Source organism: Pseudomonas sp. GW822-FHT05A08 (assembly GCF_058800485.1).
In genome coordinates, this window is record NZ_CM179511.1 from 370431 (window position 1) to 385818 (window position 15388).

Below are 15388 nucleotides of genomic sequence, written 5' to 3' on the forward strand. Positions count from 1 at the left end.
TTTCACTGGTGTTGTTCAGGCTAAGGTAAAATTTGTGAGTTTAATCGCGAATTTTCGGCGAATGTCGTCTTCACAGTATAACCAGATTGCTTGGGGTTATATGGTCAAGTGAAGAAGCGCATACGGTGGATGCCTTGGCAGTCAGAGGCGATGAAAGACGTGGTAGCCTGCGAAAAGCTTCGGGGAGTCGGCAAACAGACTTTGATCCGGAGATGTCTGAATGGGGGAACCCAGCCATCATAAGATGGTTATCTTGTACTGAATACATAGGTGCAAGAGGCGAACCAGGGGAACTGAAACATCTAAGTACCCTGAGGAAAAGAAATCAACCGAGATTCCCTTAGTAGTGGCGAGCGAACGGGGACTAGCCCTTAAGTGGCTTTGAGATTAGCGGAACGCTCTGGAAAGTGCGGCCATAGTGGGTGATAGCCCTGTACGCGAAAATCTCTTAGTCATGAAATCGAGTAGGACGGAGCACGAGAAACTTTGTCTGAATATGGGGGGACCATCCTCCAAGGCTAAATACTACTGACTGACCGATAGTGAACTAGTACCGTGAGGGAAAGGCGAAAAGAACCCCGGAGAGGGGAGTGAAATAGATCCTGAAACCGTATGCGTACAAGCAGTGGGAGCAGACTTTGTTCTGTGACTGCGTACCTTTTGTATAATGGGTCAGCGACTTATATTCAGTGGCGAGCTTAACCGAATAGGGGAGGCGTAGCGAAAGCGAGTCTTAATAGGGCGTTTAGTCGCTGGGTATAGACCCGAAACCGGGCGATCTATCCATGGGCAGGTTGAAGGTTAGGTAACACTGACTGGAGGACCGAACCGACTACCGTTGAAAAGTTAGCGGATGACCTGTGGATCGGAGTGAAAGGCTAATCAAGCTCGGAGATAGCTGGTTCTCCTCGAAAGCTATTTAGGTAGCGCCTCATGTATCACTGTAGGGGGTAGAGCACTGTTTCGGCTAGGGGGTCATCCCGACTTACCAAACCGATGCAAACTCCGAATACCTACAAGTGCCGAGCATGGGAGACACACGGCGGGTGCTAACGTCCGTCGTGAAAAGGGAAACAACCCAGACCGTCAGCTAAGGTCCCAAAGTTATGGTTAAGTGGGAAACGATGTGGGAAGGCTTAGACAGCTAGGAGGTTGGCTTAGAAGCAGCCACCCTTTAAAGAAAGCGTAATAGCTCACTAGTCGAGTCGGCCTGCGCGGAAGATGTAACGGGGCTCAAACCATACACCGAAGCTACGGGTATCACGTAAGTGATGCGGTAGAGGAGCGTTCTGTAAGCCTGTGAAGGTGAGTTGAGAAGCTTGCTGGAGGTATCAGAAGTGCGAATGCTGACATGAGTAACGACAATGGGTGTGAAAAACACCCACGCCGAAAGACCAAGGTTTCCTGCGCAACGTTAATCGACGCAGGGTTAGTCGGTCCCTAAGGCGAGGCTGAAAAGCGTAGTCGATGGAAAACAGGTTAATATTCCTGTACTTCTAGTTATTGCGATGGAGGGACGGAGAAGGCTAGGCCAGCTTGGCGTTGGTTGTCCAAGTTTAAGGTGGTAGGCTGGAATCTTAGGTAAATCCGGGGTTCTAAGGCCGAGAGCTGATGACGAGTTACCTTTCAGGTGACGAAGTGGTTGATGCCATGCTTCCAAGAAAAGCTTCTAAGCTTCAGATAACTAGGAACCGTACCCCAAACCGACACAGGTGGTTGGGTAGAGAATACCAAGGCGCTTGAGAGAACTCGGGTGAAGGAACTAGGCAAAATGGCACCGTAACTTCGGGAGAAGGTGCGCCGGTGAGGGTGAAGGACTTGCTCCGTAAGCCCATGCCGGTCGAAGATACCAGGCCGCTGCGACTGTTTATTAAAAACACAGCACTCTGCAAACACGAAAGTGGACGTATAGGGTGTGACGCCTGCCCGGTGCCGGAAGGTTAATTGATGGGGTTAGCTAACGCGAAGCTCTTGATCGAAGCCCCGGTAAACGGCGGCCGTAACTATAACGGTCCTAAGGTAGCGAAATTCCTTGTCGGGTAAGTTCCGACCTGCACGAATGGCGTAACGATGGCGGCGCTGTCTCCACCCGAGACTCAGTGAAATTGAAATCGCTGTGAAGATGCAGTGTATCCGCGGCTAGACGGAAAGACCCCGTGAACCTTTACTATAGCTTTGCACTGGACTTTGAATTTGCTTGTGTAGGATAGGTGGGAGGCTTTGAAGCGTGGACGCCAGTTCGCGTGGAGCCATCCTTGAAATACCACCCTGGCAACTTTGAGGTTCTAACTCAGGTCCGTTATCCGGATCGAGGACAGTGTATGGTGGGTAGTTTGACTGGGGCGGTCTCCTCCTAAAGAGTAACGGAGGAGTACGAAGGTGCGCTCAGACCGGTCGGAAATCGGTCGTAGAGTATAAAGGCAAAAGCGCGCTTGACTGCGAGACAGACACGTCGAGCAGGTACGAAAGTAGGTCTTAGTGATCCGGTGGTTCTGTATGGAAGGGCCATCGCTCAACGGATAAAAGGTACTCCGGGGATAACAGGCTGATACCGCCCAAGAGTTCATATCGACGGCGGTGTTTGGCACCTCGATGTCGGCTCATCACATCCTGGGGCTGAAGCCGGTCCCAAGGGTATGGCTGTTCGCCATTTAAAGTGGTACGCGAGCTGGGTTTAGAACGTCGTGAGACAGTTCGGTCCCTATCTGCCGTGGACGTTTGAGATTTGAGAGGGGCTGCTCCTAGTACGAGAGGACCGGAGTGGACGAACCTCTGGTGTTCCGGTTGTCACGCCAGTGGCATTGCCGGGTAGCTATGTTCGGAAAAGATAACCGCTGAAAGCATCTAAGCGGGAAACTTGCCTCAAGATGAGATCTCACTGGAACCTTGAGTTCCCTGAAGGGCCGTCGAAGACTACGACGTTGATAGGTTGGGTGTGTAAGCGCTGTGAGGCGTTGAGCTAACCAATACTAATTGCCCGTGAGGCTTGACCATATAACACCCAAGCAATTTGCGCTTAACAGCCAGATTGCGGTGTGTGAAGACGAAACGAACCGAAAGTTCGAGAAAACACACAAACTATCGCATACCCAATTTGCTGAAGCGTCGAAAGACGACTCGGCACACCGAATTTCTTGACGACCATAGAGCATTGGAACCACCTGATCCCATCCCGAACTCAGCAGTGAAACGATGCATCGCCGATGGTAGTGTGGGGTTTCCCCATGTGAGAGTAGGTCATCGTCAAGATTAAATTCCAAAACCCCAATTGCGAAAGCAATTGGGGTTTTGTTTTTGTAGAAGTTCCCGATTTTGCTGGCACGTTCGGCCCTTGAGCCAACGGTCCGGCCACCGAATTTCTTGACGACCATAGAGCATTGGAACCACCTGATCCCATCCCGAACTCAGCAGTGAAACGATGCATCGCCGATGGTAGTGTGGGGTTTCCCCATGTGAGAGTAGGTCATCGTCAAGATTGAATTCCGAAACCCCTGTCTGCCGACGCAGACAGGGGTTTTGTTTTTGTACGTCTGAAAGCCTTGAGGCTTACATCCGAGCCAGGTCTCCAGGTCACCTAGCAGGTGAGCTGAATCCCCCTCCAGCCCCCCAACCTATGCTCCACAGCATCAGAACAGAGCGAAGCACCTCCGCTCTGTCCCTCACCTCACCGCTGACGCATCTTGCTGCTTCTGCGGGCCAGCCATTTACGCCACCAGATGTAGATCCCGGTGACGGACAACATCGCAATCACCAATCCCAACACCGCAATAAGTACCTGCCCGGTAAAGCCGATGATCCGGCCACCATGGATCGGCAGTTGCAGCCGATAAAAACGTTCGCCCAAGGTGCCTTGCCCGGCGATCTCCTGCCCCAGCAGGTGCCCATCGGTGCCATGAAAGAACAACCACGACTTACCATGGGCCTCGGTATCGTGCTGACCGAAACCGGCGCCATAGAAGTTGTATTCGAAGCTGTAATACAGCTCGCCGATCGCTGCTGTCAGGCCCAGCCGTTTGCCTTCTTCCTGGGCGCGTTCATAAGCCTGCTGATAGGTGAGCCGGGTAATCCCCAACTGATCGCTGGGCATGCGCCCACGAGCTTCATAGACGCTCGGCTCGATCGGTGAGAGTAAGGAAACCACCGGCTTGAACACCTGGCTCGGCAGGTTCATCGCCACGCTGCTGATCGCTATCGGCAGCAGCAGTAACCACAGCCATAACCCGCCCGCCCGATGCAGATCCATGTTGAGACGATAAGCGTGCCCGCCCTTGATCTTCCAGGCGGTCGACCACTTCTTCCAGAACGGCCGGCCACGGGGCAGGGTGAGGAACAAAGCGATGAAGCAATCGACGACCCAGAAGATCGCCACCAGCCCCATCAACACCAGTCCCCAGTTACCCGGCAGCGTCAGGTTGTAGTGGAACTCGAGAATGAAGGGGATGAGATTCTCCCGCTGAAAACAGCAGGCACCCCAGAACCGCTTGCCGGTCTGCTCGCCACTGACCGGGTCCAGATAGAACACCTGGTTGGGGTCGTCGAAGGGTTTGCCCGTGGCCGGATCGTTACGGGGAACCGCCGCGAGCAGCGCGGTATGTCCGGGCTCGTTGGGGTACTCCATGTACCAGACCTGCAGGCGCGGATACTGCGTCTGCACCCGGTCGACCAGGCTTCCAGGCGGCAGTGCCTGACCCTCGGCGGGGGCCTCGTAGAACTCCGGGTTGAGCCACTCGTCCAGCTCGTGATGGAAGGCCAGCAGGCTGCCGGTCAGCCCCGCCAGCAGCAGAAACACCGCGGTGGCCAGGCCGATATAACGATGCAGTAGAACCAGAATTGCGCGCATGAAATTTTCCCGTAGAGACGACGAAGCCAGCGCGTGCGCTGGCTTCGGGGGAACGACAAATGATTAGAACTGGTAGCTGACCGTGGCCGCGACGTTTCGCTCCTCGCCCATGTAGCAGAAGCTCAGGCTGGCACAGGAGGCGATGTAGGATTCGTTGGTCAGGTTGTTGGCATTGAGCCGGACATCCACGCCCTTCAGGCCGACCTTGCCCAGGTCATAGCCGACGGAGGCATCGAACAGGGTGTAGGACGGCACCTTCATGGTGTTCTCCGCATCCGCCCAGCTGTAGCCCACGTACCGCACGCCACCACCCAGGCGCAGGCCGTCGAGCGAGCCGCTGTCGAACTTGTAGTCGGCCCAGAGCGAAGCCATGTGTCGCGGCGCCTGGGTCGGTGAGTTGCCCTTGTTCTCGATGATGTCGGTGGCCGTGCTCAAGGTGCTGATCATCGACTTCGAGTACTCGATATCGGTGAAGGTGTAGCTGCCGAGCAGCTTGAGGTTGTCGTTCAACTGCAGGTGCGCTTCCAGTTCAAGGCCCTGGGAGCGCACGGCGCCGACCGCGCGATAGAAGTTTTCCTGAGGCAGCTTGGTGGCCAGGTTTTCCTGGTCGATGCGGAACAGCGACGCGGTGTACAGGTCATCCGTGCCCGGTGGCTGGTACTTCAGGCCCAGTTCCCATTGGGTGCCATCGGTGGGGGCCAGCGGGTTACCGGCGCTGTCCGCGTAAGAGTTGGGATTGAAGGATTCGGAATAGCTGATGTAAGGCGCCAACCCGTTATCGAACAGGTACAGCGCCCCGGCGCGGCCCGTCAGCTTGGTGCGCTTGTCATTGATCTCGGTGCCCACCGGGCGCGAGGCTTCGGCCAGGCGGTTCTCGTCCGAGGTTTCCACCCAGTCCTGGCGCAGGCCCAGGGAGAAGCGCCACTGGTCCATCTCGATCAGGTCTTGCAGGTAGACGCCGGTCTGCTCGAGGCGACGCAGATAGCTGACGGGGTCGTAGTAACTGATGGCCGAGTTGCCATAGACCGGATCGAACGCATTGATCGGCGCCACCGAGCCGCTGGTCCAGTCCACCACCGTCTTGCGCCGCTGGTAATCCGCGCCCATCAGCACCGTGTGCTTGGTCGCGCCGGTGAGAAATTCGGCCTGCAGCATGTTGTCGACGATGAACGCATGCAGCTTCTCGTCGCCGCCGGTGTAGTAGCGGTTCAGCTCGTTGCTGGTCGGGGTGGTCCAGCCGTAGCCGTAGACCTGGTCCAGCTTCACCTTGGAGTCCAGGTAGCGGAAGTTCTGCCGCGCGGTGAAGACATCGTTGAAGCGATGTTCGAACTGATAACCGAACGACTGCTGATCGCGCTTGTAGCGATCGATGCCCGGTTCGCCTTCGAAGAAGTTCTCGGAAATCCGCCGGCCGTTGCGCGGGTGCAACGCGCCATCGGCCGGCATGCCGCTGTGGTAGCCGCCGTCCGGATCGTGTTGCAGGTACGCCTGCAGGGTCAGCGAGGTGTCATCGGTGAAGTCGATGCTCAGGGTCGGTGCCAGGGCGTAGCGTTTTTCCTTGTTGTGGTCGAACTGGGTATCGGAGCGGTCCGCCAGCCCGGTCAGGCGATAGGCGATGCGCTTGTCGTCGTCCACCGGGCCGCTGAAGTCGAAGCCCATACCGCGCTGGCCCTGGGTGCCGACCGTGGCCTGGATCTGATGGTAGGGCTCGAACAGCGGCTTCTTGCTGGTCAGTGCCACCAGGCCGCCCGGGGAGCTGCGGCCGTAAAGCACCGACGAAGGCCCCTTGAGGATGTCCACCCGCTCCAGGAAGTACGGGTCGACCTGCATGGTGCTGTAGGTGCCGCTGTCGCCCATGGACTTGAGGCCGTCGAGGTAGATGTTGTCCACCGAGCCGTCGTTGAAGCCGCGCATGGCCACGTAGTCGTACCTGTGGGTCGCGCCGTAGGGGTTGGTCAGCACGCCGGGGGTGTAGCGCATGGCCTGGGACACGGTTTGCGAACCCTGGTCGTCCATTTGTTCGCGGGTCACCACGGAGACGCTTTGCGAGGTTTCCAGCAGCGCGGTACTGGTCTTGGTGGCGATCTGGCTGTGGGTGGCGTTGTAGCCTTCCATGCTGCCCAAGGCATTGCCCAGGGCGAAACCCTTGATATCGGTGGTCGGCAACGCCAGGGCGCCGGTCTCGGGCAAGGCCCGCAGCACATAGCTGCTGCCGTCCTGGCTCAGCGCTTCCAGGCCGGAGCCATTGAGCAACTGGCCCAGGGCCTGGTCGGTGGAGTACTCGCCCTTCAGGCCGGCGGACTGGCGCCCCTGGAGCTGCGCCGGGGTCATCGACAGGGTGATGCCGGCCTCGCGGGCGAAGCGGTTGAGTACCTCGCTCAGGGCACCACCGGGGATGTTGTAGCTGTGGCTGAGGCTGGCCGCGCCAGACTCGACCGCCTGTGCCAGGCAAGGCAAGGCGGCGACGCCCAGCGTCGAGGAAAGCAGGGCCACGCGCACGGCATGGCGCAGGCCGAGGGTGGGCCGTGCAGAAGAGGAGTGGTGGAAGTGCACAATCATGGAAGGGTTCCGTTGAGTCGCTGAAGGCAGATGGAAGTGCTTACTGTCTAAGCCGGACTCACGGGAAAAAGCCGCCAAAAAAAATTCAACGGGTTGAAGCGTCTCAGGCCAGACGTTCCAGGGTGACCCACCAGCGGGTGCGATAACGCAGGCGCACGGGCAGGGTTTGCGGGAGGATCGCCAGCAGTTTGTCGGTGTCCTCCAGGCGGAACACGCCGGACAGGCGCAGGTCGCCGATCTCGTCGGCACAGCCCAGGTAACCGTGGCGATAACGCCCGACCTCGTGGATGAAGTCCGCCAGCCGCATGTTGCGGGTGACAATCAGGCCATCGGCCCAGGCGCCCACGTCCATGTCCAGCGGCGGCACCGGCACCGCCTGGGACGCACTGACCCGATAGCTTTGCCCGGCCTGTACCCGGGCCGAGGTGCCATCGGCGGTGTGCGGCGAATGAATCGCAACGCTGCCGGCGGTCACGCTCAGGCGCGTGCAGTCGCCCTCCATGCGCACCACGAAACTGGCGTCGACCCCTTCGAACAGACCATGGCGGGTCCGTACCAGCAGCGGCCTGGAAGGGCTCGCCTGCGAGTCCGGGCCGCAGGTCAGCATGATTTCCCCACGGCTGAGCCGGATCAGCCGTTGCCGGGCATTGAAGTCCATGTCGGCGGCGCTGTCGGTGTTGAGCTCCAGGCGCGAGCCGTCCGGCAACTGGAAGCCGCGGCGTTCGCCGGTGGCGGTGGCAAAGTCGGCGTTCCATTGCTGCCAGGCCAGTTGCTCCTTGCCCAGCCACGCGGCGGAGCCCACCAGCATGACGCCGCCGAGCAGCTTCAGGGCCTGGCGTCGGCCGAGGCGCTGGGCGCTGTTTTCCAGGGTATCGAAGGCCACCTGGGCACCGGGCACGGCCCGCAGGTTGCTGTGCAGTTCCTGCTGCAGCGATTGCACCCGTTGCCAGGCCAGCTCGTGCTCGTGATGGGCCGCGCGCCAGGTATCGCATTGCTGCAGCAGCCGGGGGTTACCGGCATTGTTGCGCAGGCGCAGCATCCAGTTGATGGCCTGCTTGACCACCAGGTGCCTGGGGTCCACGGGCCGGCGCAGATTGATCGAGGGGTTATCCACCGCGCTCACGCCTCATAGCGCAGCAGGTAGCAGTGGAACAGCGCGTCGGCCACGTAACGCTCCACCGAACGCAGGGACAGCCCCATCTGTTCGGCGATCTGCTTGTGGGTCAGGCCTTCGCACTGGGCCAGCAGGAACGCCTTGCGCACTTTCGGCTTCAGGCCTTCGAGCATGCGCGCGATGCTTTCCAGCAGCTCCAGTACCAGGGCGCGGGCTTCCTCGCTGGGGGCTTGGGCTTGCGGCAGATGGGCGATGGTTTCCAGGTAGGCGCGTTCGATTTCCTCGCGGCGCCAGTGGTCGATCACCAGGCCGCGGGCGATGGTCCGCAGGAAGGCGCGCGGGGCCTTGAGTTCCAGGCGTTCGGTGCGCTGCAACAGGCGCACGAAGGTGTCCTGCGCCAGGTCGGCGGCATCGGCGGCGTTGCCCAGCCGGCTGCGTAACCATGTGTTGAGCCAGCCATGGTGATGGCTGTAAAGCGCCTGTACCGCGAACTCAGGTGATGACATGGATGCGACTGCCCGGCTGTCACAAATGATAATTAGTCGCATTGTCATCAAGGGTTTGGGATTTTGCAACAGCCGCAGGGCGACCGGCTACGGAAAAGTCCGATGCGACCGCTCTAGCCTGCCGTTCAGCGGTTTTTTGCAGATAACAGGTACATTTCTGACAAATCGCTAAGATTTATCCGTCTCGTGCCGACAGACAGTGAGACCCATGCGTGCACCAAAGTAGAGCGGTCGTAGAACGCCGCCTGCGTTGTTACATGGAAAGTTGCATCCCGTACGCATCCCCACTTTCGGCATAAGAAGTCCCATGACATGAATCTCAAGTTCAGCCATAAAATCCTTTTGGCCGCCTCCGGTGTAGTGGTTCTGGCATTCGCGTTGTTCACTTTGTACAACGACTATCTGCAGCGAAACACCATTCGCCAGAACCTCGAATCGTCCATCGAACAGGCGGGTGACCTCACTTCCAGCAGCGTCCAGAACTGGATGAGCGGACGCATCCTGGTGCTCGAGAACCTCTCGCAGAACGTCGCCCACCAGGGCGCCAACGCTGACTTCCCGGGGCTGGTGGACCAGCCGGCGTTCACCACGAACTTCCAGTTCACCTACGTGGGCCAGGTCAACGGTGTGTTTACCCAGCGGCCTGACGCGAAGATGCCGGACGGCTACGACCCGCGTCAGCGTCCCTGGTACAAGCAGGCCGTGGCGGCCGACAAGACCATGCTGACCCCGCCCTACATGGCGGCCGTTGGCGGGCTGGTGGTGACCATCGCCATGCCGGTGAAAAAGGACGGCCAGCTGCTGGGCGTGGTGGGGGGCGATCTGAGCCTGGAAACCCTGGTGAAGATCATCAACTCGGTGGACTTCGGCGGCCTGGGCCATGCCTTCCTGGTCAGCGCGGACGGGCAGGTGATCGTCAGCCCGGACAAGGACCAGGTGATGAAGAACCTCAAGGATGTCTACCCGGGCGCCAACGTGCATATCCAGAAAGGCACCCAGGAAGTGCTGCTCAACGGCCAGGAACGCATCCTGTCGTTCACCCCGGTGACCGGCCTGCCGAATGCCGAGTGGTACATCGGCCTGTCCATCGACCGTGACAAGGCGTTCGCCCCGCTGAGCAAGTTCCGCACCTCGGCGCTGCTGGCGATGTTCATCGCCGTGGCCGCGATTGCCGTGCTGCTGAGCCTGCTGATCCAGGTGCTGATGCGTCCGCTGACCACCATGGGCCGCGCGATGCAGGACATCGCCCAGGGCGAGGGCGACCTGACCCGCCGCCTGGTGGTGGAGAGCAAGGACGAATTCGGCGTACTGGGCGGCTCGTTCAACCAGTTCGTGGAACGTATCCATGCGTCGATTTCCGAAGTGTCCTCGGCCACCCGCCAGGTGCATGATTTGTCCCAGCGCGTGATGGCCTCGTCCAACGCGTCGATCATCGGTTCCGACGAACAAAGCGCGCGCACCAACAGCGTGGCCGCGGCGATCAACCAGCTGGGTGCCGCCACCCAGGAAATCGCCCGCAACGCCGCCGATGCCTCGCAGCATGCCAGCGGCGCCAGCGAGCAGGCCGACGATGGTCGCCAGGTGGTGGAACAAACCATCCTGGCCATGACCGAGCTGTCGCAGAAGATCAGCCTGTCCTGCACCCAGATCGAAACCCTGAACGCCAGCACCGACAACATCGGCCACATCCTCGATGTGATCAAAGGCATCTCCCAGCAGACCAACCTGCTGGCGCTCAACGCGGCCATCGAAGCGGCGCGCGCCGGCGAAGCCGGTCGCGGTTTCGCGGTGGTGGCCGACGAGGTCCGCAACCTGGCCCATCGCACCCAGGAATCGGCCGAGGAGATCCACAAGATGATCACCTCGCTGCAGATCGGCTCTCGCGAAGCGGTATCGACCATGAACGCCAGCCAGGCGTCCAGCGAAGAGAGCGTCGAAGTGGCCAACCAGGCCGGTGCGCGGCTGGTCAGCGTGACCCAGCGCATCACCGAGATCGATGGCATGAACCAGTCGGTGGCTGCCGCCACCGAAGAGCAGACCGCCGTGGTGGAAACCCTCAACGTCGACATCAGCCAGATCAACCTGCTGAACCAGCAGGGCGTGGCCAACCTCAACGAAACCCTGAAGGATTGCGACGCCCTGTCGCTGCAGGCCAACCGCCTGAAGCAACTGGTGGACAGCTTCAAGATCTGACCCGCACTGCCCTGAAAAACGCGATGAGGCCGGTATGGCTCATCGCGTTTTTTTTACCTGTCCGACCAGCCCATCGGCACCCCTTGCCGTACTTCGGACCGCCTCCCTATCTACCGGTCTCCGAACCCCTGTAGCCGCTGCCGCAGGCTGCGAAAAGGCCGAAGGCCTTCCAGCGATCCCCAAATCTTGCGCCGCCTTCGGCGTCGATCGCAGCCTGCGGCAGCGGCTACAGGGGCATTTTCAGCGTTACTCGAACATCCTTTGCACATTGCCCATTGCCTCATCGGCAAACCCTTGCAGGAACCCCTGGAAGGCCGCCACCTCGGCACCGCCTTCGGCCGGGTCGGCGACGATGCGCCAGGTGGCGCGCGCTCGTTCGCCGGGCAAGGCCTCGACGCTCATGGCCGCCCACAGATTGCCAATGCCCAGGGTGTCGTAGATCAGGCTCCAGGTCATGTACAGGGCCTGGTCGTCCCGTGAGTTGAGTTGCTCGATCACGATGTTGCCGTCGTGGAAGAACTTCTTGCGCACCGAGCGCACGCCTTCGCCGGTCATTTCGATGTGCGACAGCGCGGGAATGAAGGCCGGAAAGCCGGCGAAGTTGCCGACGATATTCCAGACGCTTCGGGCATCGGCGCCGATGTCCACGGTGGACAGGACCTGGCAGGCGTTCGGGTTCTTGATCAGGGTGTCGGGTTGCAGGTTTTTCATGGTGTTCTCCAGCGTGGGTGGGTTCAGATAAAACGGATGTCTTTCAGGTACTGGCAGCCCTTGCGCAGCAGCGCCGGGTCCTTGGGCGGGTAGTCGGCGCCCATGCGCCGTACCCCGGCCTCGGCGTTGGCGTGGCCGATCAGCGAGATGTCGCCGATGTCTTCCTCGAAACCGTTGAGGTAGAAGCCGAGGACGCCGAACAGCGCGTTGTCGCGGTCGACCCGGCCCAGCTGGCGCTGCCAGTCGGCGACGCTGACCATGCGGAACTCGCGCCCGGCCTCGCGGAACGAGGCGACATAGGCCTCCCAGCTCAAGGGCTGCGGGTTGTGCAGGTTGAACACCGCGTGGGCCGGCTGATAACGGTTGGCGTGGAAGGCGATGAAGCGGGCGAGGAAGTCCACCGGCATCAGGTCGAAGTTCATCGCCAGCTGCGGCACCTGGCCCAGTTGCAGCGAGCCCTTGAGCATCAGCATCAGGCGGTTGCGGTGGGGCTGGCAGACCCCGGTCTGGCTGTTGAAACTGATGTTGCCCGGGCGATAGAGATTGACCCACACCCCCTGTTCGCGGGCCCGTTGCAGGATCCGCTCGCCGACCCACTTGGACAGGTTGTAGCCGTTGCGGATGTAGATCGGCGGGGTGGCCGCGGGCGGCTGTTCGAGCACCCGGCCCTGGGCGTCGATGCTGCTGGAGGCGGACAGGGTCGAGACGAAGTTGAAGACCTTCTTGCTGCGCCCTTCGCACAGGCGCAGGCACTCGAACAGCGGCTCGACGTTGTCGCGCGCCAGCGCCGGGTAATCGAGCACGTGATTGACGTTGGCGGCGTTGTGCACCAGCGCGCCGTATTCGCGGTCGATGCGTTCGTACACATCCGCCGCCAGCCCCAGCCGTGGCTGGCTGATATCGGCGGCATGCACCCGCACCCGGCTCAGGTCCAGATGCTCCAGGCGGTTGTCGCGCAGGGCCTGGGCAAAACGTGCGGCGGCCGATTGCGTGGGCGTTTCCCGCACCAGGCAGGCTACCTCGCTGGCGCCCCATTCCAGCAGCGCCTGGACGACGTGCACGCCGAGGAAACTGTTGGCGCCGGTGACCAGCACCTTGTGCACATCGCCCAGTTGGCTGATGGGCAGCACCTGCAGGTCGAGTTCGGCGTTGGCATCGGCGAACACCGGGTCGAGGGACGCGTCCGGGCCGTCGTGGGCGGCGCCGTCGATCAGGGTCGCCAGGTTGCTCAGGGTCGGCGCCTCGATAAAGCGGTTGATCGACAGGCCGCGACCGAACTGTTCGCGAATCGCCAGCAGCAGGCGCGACAGCAAAATCGAGTGGCCGCCGAGGTTGAAGAAGCTGTCGTCGGTGCCGATGTCTTCGGCCGGCAGCTCCAGCAGCTCGGCCCACAATTCCAGCAGGCGCCGTTCAGTGGCGTTCTGCGGCAGGCGTCGCTGGCGGCTGCTGCCGGATGTACGCGGCAGGGCCAGCAGGGCGCGGCGGTCGACCTTGCCGTTGGCGGTGCAGGGCATGCTCGGCAGCTCGATGTAGGCGCTGGGCTGCATGTAGTCCGGCAAGCGCTGGCGCACCTTTTCGCGCAGGGTTTGCAGTGCGTTGCCGGCGGCGTTCGGCTGGGCCAGGTAGGCGAGGATCCGCCGCTGATCGTCGATCACCACCGCCACCTGGCGGAACAGCTGGCCGTCGCGCAGGCAATGCTCGATCTCCTCGGGTTCGACCCGGAACCCGCGGATCTTCACCTGGTTGTCCCGCCGCCCGCAGATCTCGATGCCGTTGTCGGTCCACTGGCCGATGTCCCCGGTGCGATAGACCCGCAGTCGGCGCTCGTCCGGCAGGTCCAGGGTCAGGTAGCGTTCGGCGCTCAGCGCCGGGTTGTTCAGATAGCCGAGGCCGACACCGGGCCCGGCCAGGTACAGCTCGCCGGGAGTGCGGTCGGGCAGCGGTTGCAGCTGTTCGTCGAGGATCAGCACCTGGCTGTTGGCGATCGGCAGGCCGAGGTTGCGCGGGTTGTCGTCGACGCGCAGGCGGCGGGTGGTGGCCAGCACCGTGGTTTCGGTCGGGCCGTAGATGTTGTGCAGCGCGCACTGGTCGGCCAGGCGCTGGATGACGAAGGGTTCGCAGACGTCGCCGCCGGTCACCAGATGCTCCAGGCCCAGCGGCTGCTCCAGGGGCAGGATGCTCAGCAGCGCCGGCGGCAGGAAGGCGTGGCTGACCTTCTGCCGCTGGAGCAGGGCCAGCAGTTGCCGCGGGTCGCGCCGCTGGTCCTGGTCGGGGACCACCAGCAGTGCGCCACAGAGGAAGGTGGGCAGGATATCCAGCAGCGAGGCGTCGAAGTTGATGGTGGAGAACTGCAGCACCCGGCTGTCTGGGTCCAGCTCGACATGGCGCCTGTACCAGGCGCAGAAGTGACTGAGATTGCCCTGGCTGAGCAACACGCCTTTGGGTTGGCCGGTGGTGCCCGAGGTGTAGATCGCCACGCAGGGCGCCTCTGGCGGCGGTGCCTGGCGCAGCAGCGGGAGGCAGTCCTCGGCGGCGTCATGCAACAGGGGGCGTACATCGAGTTGCGCCATCTCGAGGTCGGCCAGGTCTTCGCAGCCGTCGTGCAGCAGCAGGGCGGCGCCGGCGTTGTCGAGGATGTAGCGCCGCCGTTGCGCCGGGTGCTCCGGGTCCAGCGGCAGGTACACCGCGCCACAGCCGAAGGTCGCGAGAATCGCGGCATACAGCGCCGCCGACTTGGGCAGGCACAGGCCGATCACCGGTGGTCGGTCAGAGGCTGGAGGCAGGTGTCGCAGCATCTGCCGCTGCAAGTTGCGGCTCAGCCGATGCAGGGTCTGGTAGCTGTAGTCGATGCCCTGGATATTCAAGGCCGGACGCTGGGCGAAGGCCAGCAGGCTCTGGTCGAGGCGCTGGGCGATCGGCACCTGCATCCTGCGCAGCAAGGTCGGTGCCGGCTGTGGGTTGTGCCGGTGCTCGAAGGCCAGCGAGTCCAGGCGCTCCAGGCCCAGCAGCGGTTCGCTGGGTTCGTCCAGGGCCGCGAGCTGCTGGAAAAACGCCGCGCCGCGGGAAAAACCACTGACCAGCCGCGCGGTGCTGGCGACCAGCCTGGCCACCGCGCTGCCGCGCAGGGCCTGGCCATTGCCGCTGGCTTCCGGCGGCAGGCTCGCCTGCTCGATCAGCCGGGTGCCGTGGTGGTGGAACAGACGCACCTGTGGCAGCCCGGGCGCCGCTTGGACGATCAGGGCGATGCGCAATTCCAGGCGCGCGGTGTCCGCCGCGAGGCGCGGTGAATCACTCAGGCTGCCGTCGTCGATCAGCAAATGGGGCCGCAGCCCCTCGGCATTGGCGATGGCTTGCGGCGAGTCCAGCCGCCGCACCAGATGGCCGTGGCGCTCCAGCTCCATGGCCAGTTCGTTCAGGGCCTGGCTGCGGCCCGTCAACACGATGTCGAGGCGTCTCATGCTCGGG

Annotated in this window: 7 protein-coding genes, 3 rRNA genes and 1 pseudogene; 5 read left to right on the top strand and 6 right to left on the bottom strand. The window is 61.6% G+C overall.

Going from position 1 to position 15388, the window contains the following annotated elements; translation table 11 throughout:
* Positions 1-102: 102 nt before the first annotated feature.
* The 3 genes from AC3RCP_RS01780 to rrf (AC3RCP_RS01790) all read left to right on the top strand — a co-directional run bounded on the left by AC3RCP_RS01780 (position 103) and on the right by rrf (AC3RCP_RS01790) (position 3475).
* A 23S ribosomal RNA gene (locus tag AC3RCP_RS01780) occupies positions 103-2994 on the top strand.
* Positions 2995-3133: 139 nt separating this feature from the next.
* Positions 3134-3249, top strand: a 5S ribosomal RNA gene (gene rrf / locus AC3RCP_RS01785).
* 110 nt (positions 3250-3359) lie between these two features.
* A 5S ribosomal RNA gene (gene rrf / locus AC3RCP_RS01790) occupies positions 3360-3475 on the top strand.
* A gap of 189 nt (positions 3476-3664) precedes the next feature.
* Here the strand turns inward: rrf (AC3RCP_RS01790) and AC3RCP_RS01795 are convergent.
* The 4 genes from AC3RCP_RS01795 to AC3RCP_RS01810 all read right to left on the bottom strand — a co-directional run bounded on the left by AC3RCP_RS01795 (position 3665) and on the right by AC3RCP_RS01810 (position 9019).
* Entirely contained in the window at positions 3665-4840 is a 1176-nt protein-coding gene (locus AC3RCP_RS01795; RefSeq protein ID WP_492571778.1) for a PepSY-associated TM helix domain-containing protein, read from the bottom strand.
* Between the two features lie 63 nt (positions 4841-4903).
* Positions 4904-7399 carry a TonB-dependent siderophore receptor gene (locus tag AC3RCP_RS01800; protein WP_492571777.1) on the bottom strand — a complete coding sequence of 832 codons (2496 nt, stop codon included), beginning with the start codon at positions 7397-7399 and terminating at the stop codon, positions 4904-4906.
* Positions 7400-7502: 103 nt separating this feature from the next.
* Positions 7503-8513, bottom strand: coding sequence for a FecR domain-containing protein (locus AC3RCP_RS01805; protein ID WP_492571776.1), 1011 nt, complete (start codon positions 8511-8513; stop codon positions 7503-7505).
* 5 nt (positions 8514-8518) lie between these two features.
* Complete coding sequence (locus AC3RCP_RS01810; protein ID WP_009041561.1) at positions 8519-9019, bottom strand: sigma-70 family RNA polymerase sigma factor; 501 nt, start codon at positions 9017-9019, stop codon at positions 8519-8521.
* Positions 9020-9331: 312 nt separating this feature from the next.
* Between AC3RCP_RS01810 and AC3RCP_RS01815 the strand changes: the two are divergent.
* Both AC3RCP_RS01815 and AC3RCP_RS01820 read left to right on the top strand, forming a co-directional pair.
* Positions 9332-10357, top strand: a pseudogene (locus AC3RCP_RS01815) (HAMP domain-containing protein); the annotation flags it as partial.
* Positions 10358-10426: 69 nt separating this feature from the next.
* Positions 10427-11212 carry a methyl-accepting chemotaxis protein gene (locus tag AC3RCP_RS01820; protein ID WP_370686837.1) on the top strand — a complete coding sequence of 262 codons (786 nt, stop codon included), beginning with the start codon at positions 10427-10429 and terminating at the stop codon, positions 11210-11212.
* Positions 11213-11458: 246 nt separating this feature from the next.
* Here the strand turns inward: AC3RCP_RS01820 and AC3RCP_RS01825 are convergent, their stop codons facing one another.
* Positions 11459-11923, bottom strand: coding sequence for an SRPBCC family protein (locus AC3RCP_RS01825; protein WP_009041563.1), 465 nt, complete (start codon positions 11921-11923; stop codon positions 11459-11461).
* 23 nt (positions 11924-11946) lie between these two features.
* Positions 11947-15381 (bottom strand): non-ribosomal peptide synthetase, encoded by a 3435-nt coding sequence (locus tag AC3RCP_RS01830; protein ID WP_492571775.1) that lies wholly within the window; start codon positions 15379-15381, stop codon positions 11947-11949.
* Between the last annotated feature and the right edge of the window lie 7 nt (positions 15382-15388).

Coding starts and splice junctions, on each gene's coding strand:
- AC3RCP_RS01830 (WP_492571775.1), bottom strand. CDS start 15,381: ATGAGACGCCTCGACATCGTGTTGACGGGCCGCAGCCAGGCCCTGAAC.
- AC3RCP_RS01800 (WP_492571777.1), bottom strand. CDS start 7,399: ATGATTGTGCACTTCCACCACTCCTCTTCTGCACGGCCCACCCTCGGC.
- AC3RCP_RS01795 (WP_492571778.1), bottom strand. CDS start 4,840: ATGCGCGCAATTCTGGTTCTACTGCATCGTTATATCGGCCTGGCCACC.
- AC3RCP_RS01825 (WP_009041563.1), bottom strand. CDS start 11,923: ATGAAAAACCTGCAACCCGACACCCTGATCAAGAACCCGAACGCCTGC.
- AC3RCP_RS01820 (WP_370686837.1), top strand. CDS start 10,427: ATGGCCTCGTCCAACGCGTCGATCATCGGTTCCGACGAACAAAGCGCG.
- AC3RCP_RS01810 (WP_009041561.1), bottom strand. CDS start 9,019: ATGTCATCACCTGAGTTCGCGGTACAGGCGCTTTACAGCCATCACCAT.